An 18,356-nucleotide genomic window follows, 5' to 3' on the forward strand; every position below is an offset into this window, starting at 1 on the left:
GGGCGTTTCAGCCCGCCAAAGCGGCGTTCAGGTTCTCATCAATTTTTTCGAGGAAGCCCATGGTCGTAAGCCAGCCCTGATCAGGCCCGACCAGCAAGGCCAGGTCCTTGGTCATGTGGCCGCTTTCGACGGTTTCGACGATCACACGTTCCAGCGTTTCGGCGAAGTTCTTCAGCGCGGCATTGTTGTCGAGCTTCGCACGGTGCTTGAGACCGCCGGTCCAAGCATAGATCGACGCGATAGAGTTGGTCGAGGTCTGCTCGCCCGCCTGATGCTGTCGGTAGTGGCGGGTGACGGTGCCGTGGGCGGCTTCGGCCTCCACGATCTTGCCATCGGGCGTCATCAACTGGCTGGTCATCATGCCCAGGCTTCCGAACCCTTGGGCGACCACATCCGACTGCACGTCACCGTCGTAGTTCTTGCAGGCCCAGACAAAGCCGCCATTCCACTTGATGGCACAAGCCACCATGTCGTCGATCAGGCGGTGTTCGTACCAGATTTTCTTGGCCTCGAACTGCTCTTTGAACTCGGCGTCATAAACCTCTTGGAAGATCTCAAGGAACCGCCCGTCATATTGCTTGAGGATGGTGTTCTTGGTCGAGAGATACACCGGCCAGCCCAGGTTCAGGCCGTAGTTGAACGACGCGCGCGCGAAGTCGTAGATGGATTTGTCGATGTTATACATCGACATGAATACGCCTCCGCTGTCGGCCTTGTAGACCTCGTGCTCTATCTCGGTCCCGTCATGGCCGACGAATTTCATGGTCAGCGTGCCCGCGCCAGGGAACTTCATGTCGGTGGCCTTGTACTGGTCGCCAAAGGCGTGACGGCCCACGACAATGGGCCGTGTCCAGCCGGGCACAAGGCGGGGTACGTTGCGGCAGATGATGGGCTGGCGGAAGATCACACCGCCCAGAATGTTGCGGATCGTACCATTGGGGCTGCGCCACATCTTCTTGAGGCCAAATTCTTCCACCCGTGCTTCGTCTGGCGTGATGGTCGCGCATTTGACGGCGACGCCGACCTCCTTGGTCTTTTCGGCCGCATCGATGGTGATCTGGTCTTCGGTCCGGTCGCGTTCCTCTATACCCAGATCGTAGTAGAGCAGGTCGATGTCCAGGTAGGGTTCGATCAGCTTCTTCTTGATGAAATCCCACATGATACGGGTCATCTCGTCCCCGTCCATTTCGACGATGGGGTTCTCTACCTTGATTTTGCTCATGGGGAGGGTCCTTTGCGGCACTGCAACACTTTGCTTCGCGATTAGCTCGTTCAATCAGAATTTGAAAGACTGTATACGGCGGTATACCGAATTTCGCGCAGTTTAAGTGCGTCCGTTGAAAAAAGCGTCAATGCGGGCGCGGGCATAGTCCCACAAAGCGGGCGCGCCGCGCATTATGGAGGGCGCGACACGCGCTTCGATCTTTTCCGGCGTCACGTTAAAAGCGGCCCAACTGACGCCGCCCGATGCCAAGTTTTGCATGGGTGGCTGAAATCGGTCGAGCGCCTTGGCGAATTGGGCAGAGGGGGTAAGAGCTGCTTCGAACTCTTCCCAGACCCCGCGCAACTCATCGCGTAGATCAGCGGGGAGCAGTCCAAAGATGCGGTCGGCGGCCGCATCTTCCTGTGCCTTGATCGCATCCAGATCCGCGTCGCCAAAGACAGGATGATCACCTGCGTCGATCTCAACCAGATCGTGCAGGATCAACATCTTGACGACGCGGCCTATGTCAACGTCCGGCCCTGCCTGATCGGCAAGAACCACCGCATAAAGACACAAGTGCCAGGAATGTTCGGCGCTGTTCTCATGGCGGCTCGCATCCACCAATGTCGCCGCGCGATTGACCGATTTCAGGCGGTCTGCTTCGACCAGGAAGGCAACCTGCTGGTCGAGCCGCGTCACTCGGGCGCCTGCGCTGCCCGGTGCGTTTTCAGCTTTTGGGCGAGGAAGCGGCGGCCCTGGTCGTTGGCCATGCGTGTCCTGATCGCCGTCAAGAATGCCTCTTCCAAAGTTTGCGACGACGCGCCCAGCACGTCGCCGACTTCCATGAATAGCCGGTCGTTGCCGATCTCGTTCTGGACGGCGAGGCATTCCTCGGCCAGCTTGTTGGCCATTTCGACAACAACGGGATCGGCCATCTTAGCGCGTCGTCTCAGTCAGACGGCGTTTGACGTAGTCGGTGGTGTGCCCGATCAGCGTGTCGAGATGCGGCTCTTCAAAGAAGTGACCGGCGCCCTCGACTTGGGTGTGTGTGATCGTGATGCCCTTTTGATCGTGCAGCTTTGAAACCAGCGCCTCGGTATCCGCGGGCGGGGCCACGCGGTCATTCGTACCGTTGATGATCAGGCCCGAAGACGGGCAGGGCGCGAGGAATGAAAAGTCGTACATGTTGGCGGGGGGCGAGACCGAGATGAACCCGGTGATCTCGGGCCGCCGCATCAGTAGCTGCATCCCGATCCAGGCGCCAAAGCTGAAGCCCGCGACCCAGCAATGCTTGGAATTGTTGTTCATCGACTGCAGGTAGTCGAGGGCGGAGGCTGCATCGGAGAGCTCGCCAATGCCCTGATCATACTCGCCCTGGCTGCGCCCCACGCCCCGGAAGTTGAAGCGCAGAACGGTGAAGCCCATGTTGTAGAAGGCATAGTGCAGCGCATGCACCACCTTGTGATTCATCGTCCCACCGAATTGCGGGTGCGGATGCAGCACAATGGCGATCGGGGCGTCACGTTCTTTTTGCGGGTGATAGCGGCCTTCGAGACGGCCTTCGGGTCCGGGAAAAATGACCTCGGGCATATGCGATACTGTCCTTGTCGCGTCTTTTCGGCTTCCGATTTCTTGACGGAATTGATCGGTTACCTTAGAACGGTTCTAACTTAAGGCGCAGGCATACATCCTGCAGTGCGTTCGGATGTATGGGTTTGGGCGGGTAACGTCAATTGGGGGCTTTGCGATGAAACTGTCGACAAAGGGACGCTATGCGATGGTGGCGCTGGCAGACATCGCCATGCAGCCCGCAGATCAGCTTGTGAGCCTGAGCGATATCTCCGGCCGGCAGGACATCTCATTGCCGTATCTTGAGCAGCTTTTTGTCAAGTTGCGCCGGGCAGAACTTGTGGTTTCGGTGCGTGGCCCAGGCGGCGGCTACAGGCTTGCGCGGTCGGCGTCCGACATTCGCGTGGCGGATGTTCTGGCGGCTGTGGATGAGAAAGTGGACGCCATGCATAAGGGCGCCGGTGCGTCCGGTGCCGCGTCGGGGTCCAAGGCGCAATCCCTGACCAATCGTTTGTGGGAAGGGTTGAGCGCGCATGTTTACGTGTTCCTGCATCAGACGCGGCTGTCTGATGTGATCGGAAACGATTTGGCGCCCTGTCCGGCGGTACCCAGCCTGTTCGCGGTGGTCGATGATGCCTGATGTCGTTGGGGGCCAGCCCCCGTCGCTGGCGCGACTCCCCCGGGATTTTTGGGAAACAGGGAAGTGATGGACCGGGTCTATCTGGATCATAACGCAACGACACATCTTCGCCCCGAGGCGCGGGAAGCGATGCTGCGTGCCATGGATTTGGTCGGCAATCCGTCATCGGTCCATGCCGAGGGGCGGGCGGCGAAGGCGATTGTCGAGAAGGCACGTGCGCAGGTGGCAGCGCTGGCGGGCATTGATCGCAATGAAGTTGTGTTCACCTCTGGCGCAACAGAGGCCGCGGACCTTGCCTGTGCAGGGCATGAGGTCGTCTGCGCAGATGTCGAACATGACGCCGTGCGCATACATCAAGCGCACATGTTGCCTGTGGATCAGGGCGGTGAAGTGTTGCCCTGCGAAACGTTGGCCGGTGATTTGCTTGCCGTGCAGGGTGCGAATTCGGAAACCGGTGTTCTGCAAAACAACTTTCGGTGGGCGCAAGTGGCCTGGCGTTCCGGTGCGCATGTCCTAGTGGATGCGGTTCAATTGGCGGGCAAGGTACATACGTCTGTTGGCGAACTTGGAGCCGACTACCTGATGATGTCCGCGCACAAGCTGGGCGGACCCAAGGGTGTCGGTGCGTTGTGTCTGAAGCTGGGTGTGGACGTCCCTGCGCAGATCAAGGGCGGTGGGCAGGAGATGGGCCGACGGTCGGGCACTGAAAACGTCGTCGGAATCGCCGGATTCGGTGCGGCGGCTGAGGCGGCGCAGCGTGATATCGCGGACGGAAAATGGGACCGCGTGGAGAAACTTAGAAATATTCTAGAAAACGCTCTTGCTGCTGCCTCAAAGACAACTATTTTTGTCGGGAAAGAGGCGCCACGGCTTCCAAACACCTCCTGCTTCATCACCCCGGGATGGAAGGGTGAGACGCAGGTGATGCAGATGGATCTGGCTGGATTTGCCATCTCGGCAGGCTCGGCCTGCTCTTCGGGCAAGGTCAAGGCGAGCCGGGTGCTGGGGGCCATGGGGTATTCGGAGCTCGAGGCATCATCCGCGGTGCGGGTGTCGCTGGGGCTAGAGACGACAGAGACGGATGTTTTGCGCTTTGCCGATGTTTGGGCGCAGAAACTGAAGAAACACGAGGCGCGGGCGGCGTGAACCGTCCTGATGCGAGAGGAAAGTCTGACATGGACAATGTTGCAGAAGATGTGGTCGTCAAGGAAGGCGTCGATCAGGAAACAGTCGATGCCGTACGGGATGTCAGCACGTATAAATACGGCTGGGAAACCGACATCGAGATGGAATATGCTCCGAAAGGGCTGACCCCGGACATCGTGCGCCTGATCTCGGAAAAGAATGAAGAGCCGGAGTGGATGACCGAGTGGCGTCTGCAGGCCTATGAGCGTTGGCTGCAAAAGGAAGAGCCCGATTGGGCGATGGTCGACTATCCCGAGATCGACTTTCAGGACCAGTACTACTACGCGCGCCCCAAAAGCATGGAAGTGAAGCCGAAGTCGCTGGACGAGGTCGATCCGAAGCTGCTTGCCACCTATGAAAAGCTGGGCATTCCGCTGAAAGAGCAGATGATCCTTGCCGGTGTCGAGGGGGCCGAGGATGCGCCCGCCGAGGGCCGCAAGGTGGCCGTGGATGCGGTTTTCGACTCCGTGTCAGTCGGTACGACCTTTCAGGCTGAGTTGAAGAAGGCTGGCGTGATCTTTTGCTCGATCTCCGAGGCGATCAAAGAGCACCCGGAGTTGGTGAAGAAGTACTTGGGCTCGGTCGTGCCGGTGTCCGACAACTTCTATGCCACTTTGAACAGCGCCGTGTTCTCGGACGGCTCGTTTGTCTACGTCCCGCCGGGCGTCCGCTGCCCGATGGAGCTGTCGACATATTTCCGCATCAACGCCGAAAACACCGGTCAGTTCGAACGCACCCTGATCATCGCGGACAAGGGCAGCTATGTGTCTTATCTCGAAGGGTGCACGGCCCCGCAGCGCGACACGTCGCAACTCCACGCAGCGGTCGTCGAGATCGTCGTGCTCGAAGATGCCGAAGTGAAGTATTCCACCGTTCAGAACTGGTATCCCGGCGATGAGAACGGCAAGGGCGGCATCTACAACTTCGTGACCAAGCGTGCCGATTGCCGGGGCGACCGGGCCAAAGTGATGTGGACACAGGTCGAAACCGGCTCTGCCGTGACATGGAAGTACCCATCCTGCATCCTGCGCGGCGATGACAGCCAGGGCGAGTTCTACTCCATCGCCATCGCAAACAACATGCAGCAGGCGGATACCGGCACCAAGATGGTGCACCTGGGTAAGAACACCAAGTCACGGATTGTGTCCAAGGGGATCAGCGCGGGCAAGGCGCAGAACACCTATCGTGGGCTTGTGTCCATGCACCCCAAGGCCAAGGACAGCCGGAACTACACGCAATGTGACAGCTTGCTGATCGGTGACAAATGCGGCGCCCACACGGTTCCGTATATCGAGGTTAAGAACAACTCGTCCCGCGTGGAACACGAGGCGACGACGTCCAAGGTGGATGACGACCAGCTGTTCTACTGCCGCAGCCGCGGCATGGACGAGGAAGAGGCGGTGGCCCTTGTCGTCAACGGCTTCTGCAAGGACGTGTTGCAGGCGCTGCCCATGGAGTTTGCCATGGAAGCGCAGCAGCTTGTGGCGATCTCGCTTGAAGGCTCGGTGGGGTAGTTCATGGCGGCGGAACAGAAAAATCGATCCGCATTCGCGACGATGTCTTTGTCCGTTCTTGGCGGCGCTGTTGTTGGCGGGGTCATTGGCGTCACGCTGCTTCCGCATTATGCGGCAGCATTGGCCATTGGCGGCGCCATGACCACCGGCGCCATTGCCGTAGCTTGGATGTTGTTTCGAGATGAGTGACGGTGGTGACAACACTGAGTGGCATGCACGCATTGGCCCCCCCGATCAGTGGGCGCAGAAAAAGGCGAATGCGTTCTACGGTGCTGCAGTCTTTGGAACTCTCGGTGCCCTTCTGTTTGCCTTTATCGGCCATCTACTTTTGCCTGATTGGTTCGTCGAGTTTGGCTTTTTGGGTTTTCTGGCTGGCGCCGCGGGATATGTGAAATTGGCCGCTCGCTTTGCGAAGCGGTTCAGCAAGGACGAGTATGCCAAAGGTAACAGCCGGACTGATGAAGAAGTCCGGCAAGCCCTTGCAGATATTCAGGCGAGACGAAAATGAACGATCTGACTGAAGCCAAAAAGATCAAGCGCCACACAGTCTCTGATGCCGATGGCACGCAGCAGGGCGGGCTCGCTTTTGTCATCGCGGTTATCGGCGGAATGATCGCGGCGGCATCCTTTGCCCCCGGCGCGCTCACGTCGTTTTGGGTCTGGTGTGTACTTCTGATGATGTCGATAACCGTTGGCCTAGGGGTCCAGCACCTCTTTGCCCATGAAACGGCTGAGGACACAGAATGACCTTTGCCATCGATACCACGAACGGAACCTGACGCCATGGCTCCCGACACACCACGCAAATCCAGCGATGTGCGCATTCGCTTTGGTCATCCCTGGCGGATGATGCAGGAAACACGGGCCCTCACAATGCTGATCCTCGGGCACGTGATCGTTTTCCTGCTTTCGATCGGGCATGACGAGATCGTGGAAGAGATGGTGGCAGATGGCTGGATCTTCGCCCGCTACGCAGAACAGATCGAACTGCTTTTCGGCTTTGTGCTGTTTGTTTGCTGGGGTGCGCTGACCTACCGCCTGATGAGGATGCTGCAAAGCGCACGGACGGATGCGTGCATATGTCCCCGCTGCAACCATCAATGCGGGACTGCCGAATGATCATGACGACGACCTCGACCGTGGAGGGGTACAAGATCACGGACTATCGCGGGATCGTCGTGGGTGAGGCGATCATGGGTGCCAATGTGGTACGTGATTTCTTCGCGGGCATCACGGACATCATCGGGGGCCGCTCGGGCGCGTATGAATCCAAGCTGCAAGACGCCCGCGACACCGCCATGGCGGAACTGGAACATCGTGCTGCGGCCCAAGGGGCCAACGCTGTCATCGGAGTCGACCTCGATTATGAAGTGGTCGGAGATTCAATGCTTATGGTCAGTGTTTCGGGCACGGCCGTCGTTATCGCGTAGGGTGCGCATCCACTGCGCACCGCACCTCGAATAGGGAAAAGAAAAATGCTGAACATCAAAGACTTGCACGTACAACTTGAAGAAGAGGAAAAGCAGATCCTCAAAGGTGTCGACCTGACCGTCGAAGCGGGCAAGGTCCACGCGATCATGGGCCCGAACGGGTCGGGCAAGTCTACGCTGTCCTACGTCCTGTCCGGTCGCGACGGCTATGAGGTCACCGGCGGCGAAGCGACGCTGGATGGTGAGGATCTGCTGGACATGGAACCCGAAGAGCGCGCCGCTGCTGGCCTGTTTCTGGCCTTTCAGTATCCTGTCGAGATCCCCGGCGTCGGCAACATGACCTTCCTGCGCACGGCTGTGAACGCGCAGCGCAAGGCGCGCGGCGAGGAAGAACTGAGCGCCGCAGACTTCCTGAAAACCATCCGTGAACGTGCCAAGGCGTTGAAGATCGATGCCGATATGCTGAAGCGTCCTGTGAACGTGGGTTTTTCGGGCGGTGAGAAAAAGCGCAATGAAATCCTGCAGATGGCGATGCTTGAGCCCAAGATGTGCATCCTGGACGAGACCGATTCCGGCCTCGACGTTGATGCGATGAAGCTGGTGGCCGAAGGCGTGAACGCGCTGCGCAACGAGGGCCGCGGTTTCCTTGTCATCACGCACTACCAGCGTTTGCTCGATCACATCAAACCGGATGTTGTGCACATCATGGCAGACGGCAAGATCGTGAAAACCGGTGGACCCGAGCTGGCGCTCGAGGTTGAGAACAACGGCTACGCCGACATTCTGGCCGAGGTGGCATAATGGGCGAAGCTGCGACCAAATCGAACCCAACCGAAGACCGGTTGGCGACCCTGTCCATGCCGTCGAATGGCTGGGCGGACGATGCGCGCAAGGCTGCTGTCTCGCGGGTCCGCGAGATGGGTCTGCCGGGCCGTCGTGACGAATACTGGAAGTTCACGCGGCCCGACACGCTTGTGCAGGCCGACGCACCGCAGGCGGCGCTGTTTCACAGTGACGAGGCGCCGCTCTTTGACGAAATGGACCGTCTCAAGATCGTTTTTGTCGACGGTGTGTTTGACGCTGAGCAATCCGACGACCTTACCCTTGCGGGTGTGCGCATCGACCGGTTGGCCGACAGTGCGGATATCCACTGGGCGTCGGACCTTTATGGTACGCTGGAAGGGAACGGCCATTATGTGCCGCGTCCGTTGGCTGCGCTGAACACGGCCTATGCGACGGACGGCGTTCTCATCCACGTCACGGGCAAGGCGGAAAAGCCGATCAATTTCATTTACTTGCACGAGAATGAAACGTCGGATGCGATCTTGCATCACGTCGTGAAGCTGGATGCAGGTGCGGAACTGACACTGCTTGAAACCGGTCCTGCTGCTGCGCGTTTCAACAAGTGCATGGAAGTTGATGTCGCTAACACTGCGACCTTCCATCACGTGCGTGCGCAGGGTCGCGACCATGAACGCCGTGCCGCAACACACATCTTTGCGCGGCTCGGTACGGAATCCGTGTTCAAGACCTTTACGCTGACCGTCAACGGGCGTCTGACCCGGAACGAATGCGTTGTCGAACTCACCGGTGACGATGCGGTGGCGCATGTTGCGGGTGCTTGTGTGGGCGACGGCGACTTTCACCATGACGACACAGTGTTCGTGACCCATGACGCCCTGCGCTGCGAAAGCCGCCAGGTGTTCAAGAAGGTCCTGCGGAATGGCGCAGTCGGTGTGTTTCAGGGCAAGATCCTGGTGAAGGAAGGTGCCCAGAAAACGGACGGTTACCAGATCAGCCAGTCGCTTTTGCTGGATGATGACAGCCAGTTCCTCGCCAAGCCCGAGCTTGAGATTTATGCCGATGATGTCGCGTGTTCCCACGGCTCGACCTCGGGTGCCATCGACGAAGAGGCGTTGTTCTATCTGCGGTCGCGCGGTGTGCCCGCTGACATTGCAACGGACCTGCTGACACTGGCGTTCCTTGCAGAGGCGGTCGAAGAGATCGAGGACGAGGTGCTGCGCGACGCATTGGTGGAGCGCCTGCAGGGCTGGTTGGAGCGGCACCGGGGCTGAACCATGGCGGTCACGCGGAACATTGGGGCCACGTATCGGGGGCCAGGTCGTGTTGTGCGGCACCTCCTGTCGCTGGGCGAGCGGGAGGACCGTGCGCTTGCGTATCTTATGGCGTCCTGTGTTCTGATCTTCATCGCCCAACTGCCACGGCTCGCGCGTGAGGCGCATTTGAACGGTGAAGACCTGAACATGCTCATGGGCGCATCGCTCATGGCGCTGATCTTCATCGCTCCTTTGCTGTTCTACGCCATTGCACTCCTCGCGCGGGTCGTCGGCCGGGTATTAGGTGGCAGTGGCACCGCCTACGGCGCACGGTTGGCCTTGTTCTGGGCTCTGTTGGCGTCATCCCCGCTGATCCTGTTGCATGGTCTGGTGTCGGGGTTTGTCGGGCCGGGGGTAGAGAAACAGGCCGTTGGCTTGATCTGGTTCCTCGTCTTCATGTGGTTCTGGATCGGCGGCTCCATCGCGCAGGAGCGCGCGGAATGAGCGCCGTTTCGGACCTTGCCATCGATACGCTGCGCGACCCCAAACAGGTCGCCCGGCAGATCATCAGCTGGCAGCTGGACCGCGCGACGCTCTACATGGCGCTCCTTGCTGTGGCCGCGGTGAATACGTTGCTGGCGTCTGCGCCGGTTGTGCTGTTGGAGGGCGAGATTGATCCCGCGGCGCGGTCCGCTGTGCCGATCCTTGGCCTGCTCGAAAGGCCCTTGGCCCTGTTTGCCATGATTGCGGGCGGTTTGCTGGTCATGGTGCACGGGCTTGTCTGGGCCGGGCGCGCCCTGGGCGGGCAGGGTGATTTTGCCGACATGCTGGCGCTGCTCACGTGGCTTCAGGCCCTGCGCGCTGCGGCGCAGGCTCTGGTGCTGGTGTTGAGCCTGATTGTTCCCGCCATTGCCGGGCTGGTGGCGTTGATCGTGGCCATTGTCGCCTTTTGGCTGCTTTTGCATTTCATCAGCGCTGCCCTACGCTTTGACTCCCTGTTTCGTGCCTTTGGTCTGCTTCTTGTGGTGCTGGCGGGTCTGTTTATTGGAATGATGATGCTTGTGACGCTGACGGGCGTGACGGCAGGAGGATTGTGAGATGTATGATGTGAATGCCATCCGCGGGGACTTTCCGATCCTTTCGCGCGAAGTGAACGGCAAGCCGCTTGTCTATCTCGACAATGGCGCGTCTGCGCAGAAGCCACAGGTTGTCATTGACGCCATTTCCAAGGCTTATGCCGAAGAATATGCAAATGTTCACAGAGGCTTGCACTACCTTTCCAATCTTGCGACCGAGAATTACGAGGCTGTGCGCGGCAAGCTTGCCCGCTTCCTGAACGCGGGTTCCGAAGACGAGATCGTGATGAACTCGGGCACGACCGAAGGCATCAACATGGTCGCCTATGGCTGGGCGATGCCGAGGATGGAGGCCGGGGACGAGATCGTCCTTTCGGTCATGGAGCACCACGCAAACATCGTGCCCTGGCACTACCTGCGTGAGCGGCAGGGCGTGGTCCTGAAATGGGTGGATGTGGATGCAACGGGCGCGCTTGATCCGCAGAAGGTGATTGATGCGATCGGCCCCCGGACGAAGCTGGTGGCTGTGACGCATATGTCCAACGTTCTTGGCACCAAGGTCGACGTCAAGACTATCTGCGAGGGAGCCCATGCCAAGGGCGTGCCGGTTCTTGTTGATGGCTCGCAGGCGGCGGTTCACATGCCGGTGGATGTGCAGAATCTGGGCGCGGATTTCTATGCGATCACCGGCCACAAGCTTTACGGGCCATCCGGGTCCGGCGCCATCTACTGCAGGGCCGAACGCATGGCCGAGATGCGCCCGTTCATCGGTGGCGGCGACATGATCAAGGAAGTGTCGAAAGACGGCGTGATCTACAACGATCCGCCGCACAAGTTCGAAGCGGGCACGCCGGGCATCGTGCAGATGATCGGGCTTGGCGTTGCGCTGGACTACATGATGGGCCACGGGATGGAGGCCATCGCCGCGCATGAGGACAGCCTGCGCGACTACACGGTTGAGCGTCTGGGCGGATTGAACTGGCTGCAAGTGCAGGGCACGACGCCGGACAAGGGTGCGATTTTCTCGTTTACTTTGGACGGGGCAGGGCACGCGCATGACATCTCGACCATCCTCGACAAGAAGGGTGTGGCGGTCCGCGCCGGTCAGCACTGTGTTGGGCCGCTGATGGAGCACATGGGGTTGAACGCGACCTGCCGTGCCTCGTTCGGGATGTACAACACCAGGGAAGAGGTGGATGTGCTGGTGGATGCGTTGGAGCTGGCGCACGATTTGTTTGCGTGATGTGTTTCGGCTGAAACAAGGTTTTCGCGGCCCATGCGGCATCTTCGGCAGCTGTTGAGAACGGTGTGAACCGGTGCGGTAGCTGCTGGCACAGTCCGTCACGCAATCCTCACAAAAACAGAGGCCAAGTTCATCTGTCATCGGCCGATGGTATCGCAGTATGTGGTCGTGTTTTCATCTGCGCCCGACCGTCATATAGATGGCGCACGCTTTCTTCCCAACCTTTGCGCCGCTCAGTCTGGATTTCATCAATGCTCAAGACGGCGATCACAGACAGGCTGCTCCGGGTTGCCCTGATCGGTTTGATTCTCATGGGGGTCGGTGCGGCTTCGGTAGGGCCGCTCCAGTCCATCATCGGCATTGAAAAGATTGGTTTTTCCGACGCGGGTTATGCGTTGATCGTGACGGGTGGGGCGCTTTTCAGCGTTGTTGCGTCGGTGTTGGTTGGGATCTACACTGATCAGTCAGGGCGTTTTCGCGAAGCGCTTTTGGCCGCTTTGGCGGTGGGCGCCGCCGGGGGGCTGTTGATGTTCCTTGTTCCATCCAAGGTCGCCTTCCTTCTGGTGCATGTCGTGCTGTTCCCGGTGGGGGCTACGGCCTTCACGCAATACTTCGCACTTTCGGTGGTGGCCGCCCGCGAGAACCCCGAGCTTGACCAACCCTATGCGGCGACTCTGTCCCGCGCGACCTTCTCCGGTGCTTTTGCCCTGACGCCGGTGATCTGGGGCTACGCGCTTGTCAAAGGCGCCGATGTGCTGGCGGCCTATGTCGTCATCGCCTGTGCCAACCTGCTGGCGTTGGCCGCAGTTCTGACACTGTGGCGCCGGGACCACACGGTCTCGCAGACCGTTAAATCGGGAAAAGGTCTGTTGGCATCGTTGTCCGAACTGACAGCACCTGGCCTGCTGGTCCGCCTGGTCCTGATATGCGTGATCACGGCCACGAATGGGCTTTATAACATCCTGTTGGGACTGCTGATCCTCAACAATCTGGGCGGTGCCGAGTCTGACGTCGCGCTTTTTGCGGGCCTGATCGCGTTTATCGAGATCCCGGTGATGATGCTGACTGTTCGGTTTCTAAGGGTGATGTCCGCTTCGGCCCTGATCCTGGTCGGCGTTTCGATTTATGGCGGCTTCCTTGCCGTGCTGGGGCTGATGCCGTCCATTGGGTTCGCCTGGTGGCTGGTCCTGCCCGCCGGGATCGGTGCGGGTATCATCCTGTCGATCCCGATTGGTTATGTGCAGAACCTTGTCGCGGATCGGGCAGGGGCGGGCAGCTCACTGCTGTCTGTCAACCACTTCGGCGGCGCGATCATTGCATCCGCGATCTTTGCCGCCGGGTCCAGTATCACGGATTATCAGGGCGTGGCGATGATTGGTGCAGTGATTGCCATTGCTGCGTCTGGTGTGCTGTTCACATTGGACTACCGCCGCGCGCGGGAAATGCGGTCGGCCAAAACGGCGGATCAGAGTTGAGGGCAGAGCGTAAGCGACTGCAATCAGATGACACCCAGCCACAGCGTCGTGACGCATCCAGAATGAAGGAAAACGATGAATGGCGGACCGTAGAGGATTCGAACCTCTGGCCTCTGCCTTCGGAGGGCAGCGCTCTATCCAGCTGAGCTAACGGTCCACTGGGGCGCGGTATAGCGGTGCCATCCGCGCCCTGCAATTGCAAATCGTCAGGCGCAGGTGTGCTGCGCCGTGGACGTCAAAGCGCGATGCGGAACTGCGCAAATCCATCCGGACCGTCGCCCGCAGGTTCGATGGTGACCCCTTTGACGTCGTCGATGTAATCCTTGGCCTTTGGCCCGGTCTCAAAGAGAACGCTTGTGCCTTCAAGCGGCGCAAAGGACCAGTTGGCATCGGCACGCGGGCTGATCGTGCCCTGTTCCACGATGTAGCGCACGATCACGTCGCGGTTGGTGTCGGGGGCCTCGAACACGATGGTGTCGCCTTGCGCACCGGGGAAGTTGCCGCCGCCGCCTGCACGGTAGTTGTTGGTCGCGATAATGAATTGCGCATCAGGGTCAATGTCTTCGCCGTTGAACTTCAAGTCCGTGATGCGATTTGCATCTGGATTGATCAGGTTGCCCTTGGGGTCGAATTTCGATGGCTGGCTGAGATCGATCTGGTAGGTGACCCCGTCCATGACATCAAAATTGTAGCTGGGGAACTCCGGGTTCAGAAGCGGTACATCAGTGCTGCCGGGCTCTACCTGATTGAAAATCCCGGCGGAGCGTTCAAGCCAATCCTTCACTTCCGCTCCGGTGATCAGCACGGCGCGCGCGGTGTTCGGGTAGAGATAGAGGTCCGAGACATTCTTGATCGCGACATCACCCTTGGGCACGTCGGTGAAGTATTCCGGCCCACCGCGGCCTCCGGCCTTGAAGGGCGCGGCGGCGGACAGGATCGGCAGACCCTCGTATTCCGTGCCCTGCATCATCTGGGCGATATACCAGCTTTGCGCAATCGACACGATCTGGACTGATGGGTCGTCGGCCACCAGTGCGAAGTAGCTGTGCAGGGGCGCATCCGTTTTGCCAACCGCGCGGCGTACATAGGCGAGCGTTGCGTCATGGTCGGCTTGCACGCTGTCGAGCACCGGTTGGTGGTCCTCGACAAGGGCGGTGATCGAGCGGTCTTCGTTCCGCTTGGAGATCGGGCGCGCTTCGGAGCCGTGGCCGGTGATGCGCCAGCTTGAGCCATCGCGTTCCAGCATCAGGTCGATGACACCCAGATGCGAGCCCCAGAAGCCGCCCATGGCGGCCGGTTTGCCGTGGATCGTACCGTTTGCCACGTCAACGGCAGGAAGGTCGGCATAGGTTTCTGACGGGAACACCTGGTGATGGTGGCCGGTCAGGATGGCGTCGATGCCGTCCACTGCAGCCAGTGGGACGGAAGCGTTCTCCATACCATCGCTGTGATCTGCCGCGCCAATACCCGAGTGGCTGAGTGCGATGATGATGTCGGCGCCTTGTTCCTTCATCAGCGGGACAAGGGTTTTGGCTGTCTCGACAATGTCGCGTGCCTGCACGTTGCCTTCAAGGTGGCGGCGGTCCCAGTTCATGATCTGGGGCGGGACAAAGCCGATGAGGCCGACCTTGATCGGATGCGTTTCTCCAGCGCCATCCGTAACCGTGTGGTCAAGGATTACGAAGGGCGGCACCAGTGTCGTGTCGGCGGCGGCATCTGCCCCTTGTGCCTTGGAAACGTTGGCGCAGACGACCGGGAAATCAGCGCCAGCCAGCGATTTCATCAGGAAGTCGATGCCGTAGTTGAATTCGTGGTTGCCCAGCGTGCCTGCGTCGTATCCCATCGTGTTCATCGCGGTTATGATGGGGTGGCTGTCGCCTTCTTTCATGCCCCGTTCATAGGCGATGTAGTCGCCCATTGGGTTGCCCTGCAGAAAGTCACCATTGTCGATCAGCAAGGAGTTCGTGGCCTCCGCCCGGATGCCTTCGATGATGGACGCGGTTCGGGAAAGGCCGACCGTGTCGCGCGGCTTGTCGGCGTAGTAGTCGTAGGGAAACACGTGGACGTGCAGGTCGGTGGTCTCCATGATCCGCAGATGCGCCTGATTGGTGCTGGCGCGCAAGGAAAACGGATGCATGGCGGCAAAAGTGGCGGTCGTCGCCAGAAAGGTGCGGCGTGAAATCAGGTGTGTCATGTGAATCCCCCGGGAATGTAATCTATCCATAACGCTAGGCGGGTAGGGGCGGCTTGTCACAGTTTCATGTCAGTCCGGGCGGAAGATTGCGCAAAAAAGTGATCCGGCGCGGGAACCTGATGCCGGTTTGCGCAGTTTGCCAGCTGCAGTTCACGGGAACTGTCCCATCGGGTGGCGCGCATTTCCTCCCCTTTGAGTGCGCCACACGACACAAAAAAGGGCGCCGAAGCGCCCTGAATTTACATCTGTATCGAGCCCGAGAGGTTACCGACCCCAGGACCGCACGACGCCGCAATCCATGTGTACGAAGTTCGAACCGGAGTACTTGCCGACGCCGCCACCGCGGCAGGCTTGCGCTGCGCGCGCCATTTGGCTGACGGAACGGGAGGAGAGGCGCAAATCGGCGGCCTGGCCCTTCATGTGCAGAGAGTTTTTGGCAACGCCGCGGCTACGGGAACGAAGCATGGCGTTTGTTTTCGGGCTGCGGTAGCCCGACAGCAGCATGTACGGTTCATCGGTTTGCATCAGGTTGTGGGCGGCCGCCATGATGTCGACATTGCGCAGGTCCATGGATTTCACGTCATCGGTGCGCCAGTCGCGCATGAAGTGGTTCACTTCACGAACAGCGTCCTTGATGTAGTTCCCTTCGATCCAGTAGATCATGTCGATCCGCTCGCCCGTGCGACCGGAGTACATACGAAGCCGTCTGATATCGCCAGCCCCGCGAAGAAACCCTGCTGCGTTTGAGAAAGTTGGTGCCGCCGTCACTGCCGTTGCCGCGAATGCGCCAAGTATGGCTCGGCGGGTCATGCCCGTAGAGGTGTTGTTCATATCACTGCGCCGTCCCGTACGCCTGCCTATCCGTGATGTTACACGGGTTCTGCCATCTCATCCCCAGATGCAACACTTCTATGGCATAGCTCGATTCGTTTACCAAGCGCTGAATCCGGTCCAAGAACCCTCGCAAGTGAATTGGGCAGATTTTTGCGCAAATTTTGGCTCATGTGGCGCAAAGGTCTCGGGGCGATGCATGGGCGCATCAGCGACCGGCTTCTTGCGGGACTGGCGTCAATGTGAATAGACAGGCTCCGCGCGCGCTTGGGATACTCCAAACCAGCGCAAAATTTATAACAACAGGTGCGATATGACGGTGAATATTTTTAGATCGTGGGTGGTGGCCTTGAGCCTCCTTCTTGTAGCGTTGATTTGGTCAGCGCCGCAGGGTGCGTCGGCGCAGGTCACGGCGTTCAAACAGGCGGTCGCCGAAGCTGCTGCACGCGACGCCGACATTGCTGCGTTTTACAAAGCCAACGGTTACGAAAGCCTCTGGACCGGTCGATCGGGCCGCGAGCGTCAGCGCCGTGTCGCACTTTTCAAGGCGTTGGATCAGGCAGGCAACCATGGGCTACCTGCCGCGCGGTATGACGCGGCTGGGCTGCAAGCCAAGATGAAGGCCGCCAAGACCCAGCGCGACCGTGGGCTGGTCGAAGTCGAGATGAGCCGCACCTTCCTGCAGTATTCGCGTGACCTGCAAACGGGTGTGCTGGTGCCATCCCGAATTGACCGCGCTATCGTCCGCCAGGTGCCTTATCGCGACCGCACCTCGTATCTGGTGAATTTCTCGAAGTCGTCGCCCTCGGGGTTCTTCAAGGCGCTTGCACCAAAAACGATGGAATACACCGCTTTGATGAAAGAGAAGCTGCGGATGGAACGGCTCCTGGCGCAGGGCGGATGGGGCCAGCAGGTGCCTGTCAGTACGCTTAAGCCCGGCCAAACTGGCGATGCCGTCGCCATCATGCGCAACCGCTTGATCGCGATGGGTTTTCTGAAACGCACCAATACGCAGACCTATGACGCGGCAATCCAGTCGGCGGTGCAGCAGTTCCAGCTTGCCCATGGTCTGACCGCTGATGGTGTAGCCGGACAAGCGACAATTGCCGAGTTGAACACGTCGGTGCAGGCGCGTCTGCAATCCATCATCGTCGCCATGGAGCGTGAGCGTTGGGTCAATCAGGAACGTGGCAAGCGTCACATCCTGGTCAATATCCCGGACTTCACCGCGAATGTCGTCGACAATGGCAAGGTCACGTTCTCAACGCGGTCCGTAGTGGGTGCGAACAAGGATGATCGTCCGACGCCCGAGTTTTCGGATGTGATGGAGTTCATGGTCATCAACCCGAGCTGGTATGTGCCAAGGTCCATTGTCACCAAGGAATACTTGCCGGCGCTCAAGCGTAACCGGAATGCAGTTCGCCATATTGAGATCACGGACAGCCGGGGTCGCAAGGTGAACCGCTCGGCGGTGAACTTCAGCCAGTACACGGCCAAGACGTTCCCCTTTGCCATGCGTCAACCGCCGTCAAAGGGCAATGCGCTGGGTCTGGTGAAGTTCATGTTCCCGAACGTGCACAACATATATTTGCACGACACACCGGCCAAGAACCTGTTTGGTCGCGAGGTGCGCGCCTACAGCCACGGCTGCGTGCGTCTGGCAGACCCGTTCGACTTTGCCTATGCGTTGCTCGCCAAGCAGGAGGCGAACCCGCAGCAATATTTCCAGTCGGTTTTGGCCACCGGGCGCGAGACCCGCGTGGACCTGAAGGCGCCTGTACCGGTGCACATCATCTACCGCACGGCGTTTACCACGCCCAAAGGACACACGCAGTACCGCCGCGACATCTATGGCCGCGATGCAAAGGTGTGGCGGGCGCTGTCTGAGGCAGGGGTGGCACTGCGCGCAGTTCAGGGTTAAATCGCACCCCTGAGCTA

The 18,356-nt window shown here is 59.5% G+C and carries 21 protein-coding genes and 1 tRNA gene; 15 read left to right on the forward strand and 7 right to left on the reverse strand.

Annotation, left to right across the window (positions count from 1 at the left end; genetic code table 11):
• Positions 1 to 7: 7 nt before the first annotated feature.
• From KUV51_RS05715 to KUV51_RS05730, 4 genes are all read right to left on the reverse strand, one after another.
• Positions 8 to 1,222 carry an NADP-dependent isocitrate dehydrogenase gene (locus KUV51_RS05715; RefSeq protein ID WP_222520611.1) on the reverse strand — a complete coding sequence of 405 codons (1,215 nt, stop codon included), beginning with the start codon at positions 1,220 to 1,222 and terminating at the stop codon, positions 8 to 10.
• A gap of 102 nt (positions 1,223 to 1,324) precedes the next feature.
• Positions 1,325 to 1,903: an HD domain-containing protein gene (locus tag KUV51_RS05720; RefSeq protein WP_222520612.1), complete on the reverse strand. Its 579-nt coding sequence runs from the start codon at positions 1,901 to 1,903 to the stop codon at positions 1,325 to 1,327.
• Entirely contained in the window at positions 1,900 to 2,139 is a 240-nt protein-coding gene (locus KUV51_RS05725; RefSeq protein ID WP_222520613.1) for a hypothetical protein, read from the reverse strand. Before KUV51_RS05725 ends, KUV51_RS05720 begins: the two co-directional genes overlap by 4 nt.
• Position 2,140: 1 nt before the next feature.
• Positions 2,141 to 2,794: an alpha/beta hydrolase gene (locus KUV51_RS05730; protein WP_222520614.1), complete on the reverse strand. Its 654-nt coding sequence runs from the start codon at positions 2,792 to 2,794 to the stop codon at positions 2,141 to 2,143.
• A 157-nt stretch (positions 2,795 to 2,951) separates the two neighbouring features.
• Here KUV51_RS05730 and KUV51_RS05735 point away from each other — a divergent pair, with 157 nt between their 5' ends.
• The 14 genes from KUV51_RS05735 to KUV51_RS05800 all read left to right on the forward strand — a co-directional run bounded on the left by KUV51_RS05735 (position 2,952) and on the right by KUV51_RS05800 (position 13,393).
• Positions 2,952 to 3,413 (forward strand): Rrf2 family transcriptional regulator, encoded by a 462-nt coding sequence (locus KUV51_RS05735; protein ID WP_222520615.1) that lies wholly within the window; start codon positions 2,952 to 2,954, stop codon positions 3,411 to 3,413.
• Between the two features lie 66 nt (positions 3,414 to 3,479).
• Positions 3,480 to 4,559, forward strand: coding sequence for a cysteine desulfurase family protein (locus KUV51_RS05740; protein WP_222520616.1), 1,080 nt, complete (start codon positions 3,480 to 3,482; stop codon positions 4,557 to 4,559).
• A 29-nt stretch (positions 4,560 to 4,588) separates the two neighbouring features.
• Positions 4,589 to 6,112 (forward strand): Fe-S cluster assembly protein SufB, encoded by a 1,524-nt coding sequence (gene sufB / locus KUV51_RS05745; RefSeq protein WP_222520617.1) that lies wholly within the window; start codon positions 4,589 to 4,591, stop codon positions 6,110 to 6,112.
• Positions 6,113 to 6,154: 42 nt separating this feature from the next.
• Positions 6,155 to 6,301: a hypothetical protein gene (locus KUV51_RS05750; RefSeq protein WP_222520618.1), complete on the forward strand. Its 147-nt coding sequence runs from the start codon at positions 6,155 to 6,157 to the stop codon at positions 6,299 to 6,301.
• A complete protein-coding gene (locus KUV51_RS05755; protein ID WP_222520619.1) occupies positions 6,294 to 6,620 on the forward strand; it encodes a hypothetical protein in 327 nt (108 codons plus the stop codon). The genes KUV51_RS05750 and KUV51_RS05755 overlap by 8 nt, the downstream gene beginning before the upstream one ends.
• On the forward strand, positions 6,617 to 6,859 hold the full coding sequence (locus KUV51_RS05760; RefSeq protein ID WP_222520620.1) for a hypothetical protein: 243 nt from the start codon (positions 6,617 to 6,619) through the stop codon (positions 6,857 to 6,859). The genes KUV51_RS05755 and KUV51_RS05760 overlap by 4 nt, the downstream gene beginning before the upstream one ends.
• 36 nt (positions 6,860 to 6,895) lie before the next feature.
• Positions 6,896 to 7,231 (forward strand): hypothetical protein, encoded by a 336-nt coding sequence (locus tag KUV51_RS05765; protein WP_222520621.1) that lies wholly within the window; start codon positions 6,896 to 6,898, stop codon positions 7,229 to 7,231.
• Positions 7,228 to 7,542 carry a heavy metal-binding domain-containing protein gene (locus tag KUV51_RS05770; protein WP_222520622.1) on the forward strand — a complete coding sequence of 105 codons (315 nt, stop codon included), beginning with the start codon at positions 7,228 to 7,230 and terminating at the stop codon, positions 7,540 to 7,542. Before KUV51_RS05765 ends, KUV51_RS05770 begins: the two co-directional genes overlap by 4 nt.
• A gap of 45 nt (positions 7,543 to 7,587) precedes the next feature.
• Complete coding sequence (gene sufC, locus KUV51_RS05775) at positions 7,588 to 8,343, forward strand: Fe-S cluster assembly ATPase SufC (protein ID WP_222520623.1); 756 nt, start codon at positions 7,588 to 7,590, stop codon at positions 8,341 to 8,343.
• Positions 8,343 to 9,617, forward strand: coding sequence for a SufB/SufD family protein (locus tag KUV51_RS05780; protein WP_222520624.1), 1,275 nt, complete (start codon positions 8,343 to 8,345; stop codon positions 9,615 to 9,617). The genes sufC and KUV51_RS05780 overlap by 1 nt, the downstream gene beginning before the upstream one ends.
• A gap of 3 nt (positions 9,618 to 9,620) precedes the next feature.
• Positions 9,621 to 10,103 carry a YIP1 family protein gene (locus KUV51_RS05785; protein WP_222520625.1) on the forward strand — a complete coding sequence of 161 codons (483 nt, stop codon included), beginning with the start codon at positions 9,621 to 9,623 and terminating at the stop codon, positions 10,101 to 10,103.
• On the forward strand, positions 10,100 to 10,696 hold the full coding sequence (locus KUV51_RS05790) for a YIP1 family protein (RefSeq protein WP_222520626.1): 597 nt from the start codon (positions 10,100 to 10,102) through the stop codon (positions 10,694 to 10,696). The genes KUV51_RS05785 and KUV51_RS05790 overlap by 4 nt, the downstream gene beginning before the upstream one ends.
• 1 nt (position 10,697) lies before the next feature.
• Positions 10,698 to 11,918: a cysteine desulfurase gene (locus KUV51_RS05795; RefSeq protein ID WP_222520627.1), complete on the forward strand. Its 1,221-nt coding sequence runs from the start codon at positions 10,698 to 10,700 to the stop codon at positions 11,916 to 11,918.
• 251 nt (positions 11,919 to 12,169) lie between these two features.
• On the forward strand, positions 12,170 to 13,393 hold the full coding sequence (locus KUV51_RS05800) for an MFS transporter (protein ID WP_222520628.1): 1,224 nt from the start codon (positions 12,170 to 12,172) through the stop codon (positions 13,391 to 13,393).
• 80 nt (positions 13,394 to 13,473) lie between these two features.
• Here the strand turns inward: KUV51_RS05800 and KUV51_RS05805 are convergent.
• The 3 genes from KUV51_RS05805 to KUV51_RS05815 form a co-directional block, all read right to left on the reverse strand.
• A tRNA-Arg gene (locus KUV51_RS05805) sits at positions 13,474 to 13,550 on the reverse strand.
• A 78-nt stretch (positions 13,551 to 13,628) separates the two neighbouring features.
• The gene (locus KUV51_RS05810; RefSeq protein WP_222520629.1) at positions 13,629 to 15,587 is read right to left on the reverse strand and encodes a bifunctional 2',3'-cyclic-nucleotide 2'-phosphodiesterase/3'-nucleotidase; all 1,959 of its coding nucleotides are present in this window, start codon (positions 15,585 to 15,587) and stop codon (positions 13,629 to 13,631) included.
• 264 nt (positions 15,588 to 15,851) lie between these two features.
• The gene (locus tag KUV51_RS05815) at positions 15,852 to 16,418 is read right to left on the reverse strand and encodes a YcbK family protein (RefSeq protein WP_410001059.1); all 567 of its coding nucleotides are present in this window, start codon (positions 16,416 to 16,418) and stop codon (positions 15,852 to 15,854) included.
• A gap of 313 nt (positions 16,419 to 16,731) precedes the next feature.
• Here KUV51_RS05815 and KUV51_RS05820 point away from each other — a divergent pair, with 313 nt between their 5' ends.
• Positions 16,732 to 18,339 (forward strand): murein L,D-transpeptidase, encoded by a 1,608-nt coding sequence (locus KUV51_RS05820; RefSeq protein ID WP_222520630.1) that lies wholly within the window; start codon positions 16,732 to 16,734, stop codon positions 18,337 to 18,339.
• The last annotated feature ends 17 nt before the right edge of the window (positions 18,340 to 18,356 follow it).

The organism is Tateyamaria omphalii, from assembly GCF_019802125.1.
Taxonomy (GTDB): Bacteria; Pseudomonadota; Alphaproteobacteria; order Rhodobacterales; family Rhodobacteraceae; genus Tateyamaria; species Tateyamaria omphalii_B.

What these genes read in the sequence shown, in the direction of transcription:
- KUV51_RS05715 (WP_222520611.1), bottom strand. Translation starts at nt 1,222, where the DNA reads ATGAGCAAAATCAAGGTAGAGAACCCCATCGTCGAAATGGACGGGGAC.
- KUV51_RS05725 (WP_222520613.1), bottom strand. Translation starts at nt 2,139, where the DNA reads ATGGCCGATCCCGTTGTTGTCGAAATGGCCAACAAGCTGGCCGAGGAA.
- KUV51_RS05730 (WP_222520614.1), bottom strand. Translation starts at nt 2,794, where the DNA reads ATGCCCGAGGTCATTTTTCCCGGACCCGAAGGCCGTCTCGAAGGCCGC.
- KUV51_RS05735 (WP_222520615.1), top strand. Translation starts at nt 2,952, where the DNA reads ATGAAACTGTCGACAAAGGGACGCTATGCGATGGTGGCGCTGGCAGAC.
- KUV51_RS05740 (WP_222520616.1), top strand. Translation starts at nt 3,480, where the DNA reads ATGGACCGGGTCTATCTGGATCATAACGCAACGACACATCTTCGCCCC.
- sufB (WP_222520617.1), top strand. Translation starts at nt 4,589, where the DNA reads ATGGACAATGTTGCAGAAGATGTGGTCGTCAAGGAAGGCGTCGATCAG.
- KUV51_RS05750 (WP_222520618.1), top strand. Translation starts at nt 6,155, where the DNA reads ATGTCTTTGTCCGTTCTTGGCGGCGCTGTTGTTGGCGGGGTCATTGGC.
- KUV51_RS05755 (WP_222520619.1), top strand. Translation starts at nt 6,294, where the DNA reads ATGAGTGACGGTGGTGACAACACTGAGTGGCATGCACGCATTGGCCCC.
- KUV51_RS05760 (WP_222520620.1), top strand. Translation starts at nt 6,617, where the DNA reads ATGAACGATCTGACTGAAGCCAAAAAGATCAAGCGCCACACAGTCTCT.
- KUV51_RS05765 (WP_222520621.1), top strand. Translation starts at nt 6,896, where the DNA reads ATGGCTCCCGACACACCACGCAAATCCAGCGATGTGCGCATTCGCTTT.
- KUV51_RS05770 (WP_222520622.1), top strand. Translation starts at nt 7,228, where the DNA reads ATGATCATGACGACGACCTCGACCGTGGAGGGGTACAAGATCACGGAC.
- sufC (WP_222520623.1), top strand. Translation starts at nt 7,588, where the DNA reads ATGCTGAACATCAAAGACTTGCACGTACAACTTGAAGAAGAGGAAAAG.
- KUV51_RS05780 (WP_222520624.1), top strand. Translation starts at nt 8,343, where the DNA reads ATGGGCGAAGCTGCGACCAAATCGAACCCAACCGAAGACCGGTTGGCG.
- KUV51_RS05785 (WP_222520625.1), top strand. Translation starts at nt 9,621, where the DNA reads ATGGCGGTCACGCGGAACATTGGGGCCACGTATCGGGGGCCAGGTCGT.
- KUV51_RS05790 (WP_222520626.1), top strand. Translation starts at nt 10,100, where the DNA reads ATGAGCGCCGTTTCGGACCTTGCCATCGATACGCTGCGCGACCCCAAA.
- KUV51_RS05795 (WP_222520627.1), top strand. Translation starts at nt 10,698, where the DNA reads ATGTATGATGTGAATGCCATCCGCGGGGACTTTCCGATCCTTTCGCGC.
- KUV51_RS05800 (WP_222520628.1), top strand. Translation starts at nt 12,170, where the DNA reads ATGCTCAAGACGGCGATCACAGACAGGCTGCTCCGGGTTGCCCTGATC.
- KUV51_RS05810 (WP_222520629.1), bottom strand. Translation starts at nt 15,587, where the DNA reads ATGACACACCTGATTTCACGCCGCACCTTTCTGGCGACGACCGCCACT.
- KUV51_RS05815 (WP_410001059.1), bottom strand. Translation starts at nt 16,418, where the DNA reads ATGAACAACACCTCTACGGGCATGACCCGCCGAGCCATACTTGGCGCA.
- KUV51_RS05820 (WP_222520630.1), top strand. Translation starts at nt 16,732, where the DNA reads ATGACGGTGAATATTTTTAGATCGTGGGTGGTGGCCTTGAGCCTCCTT.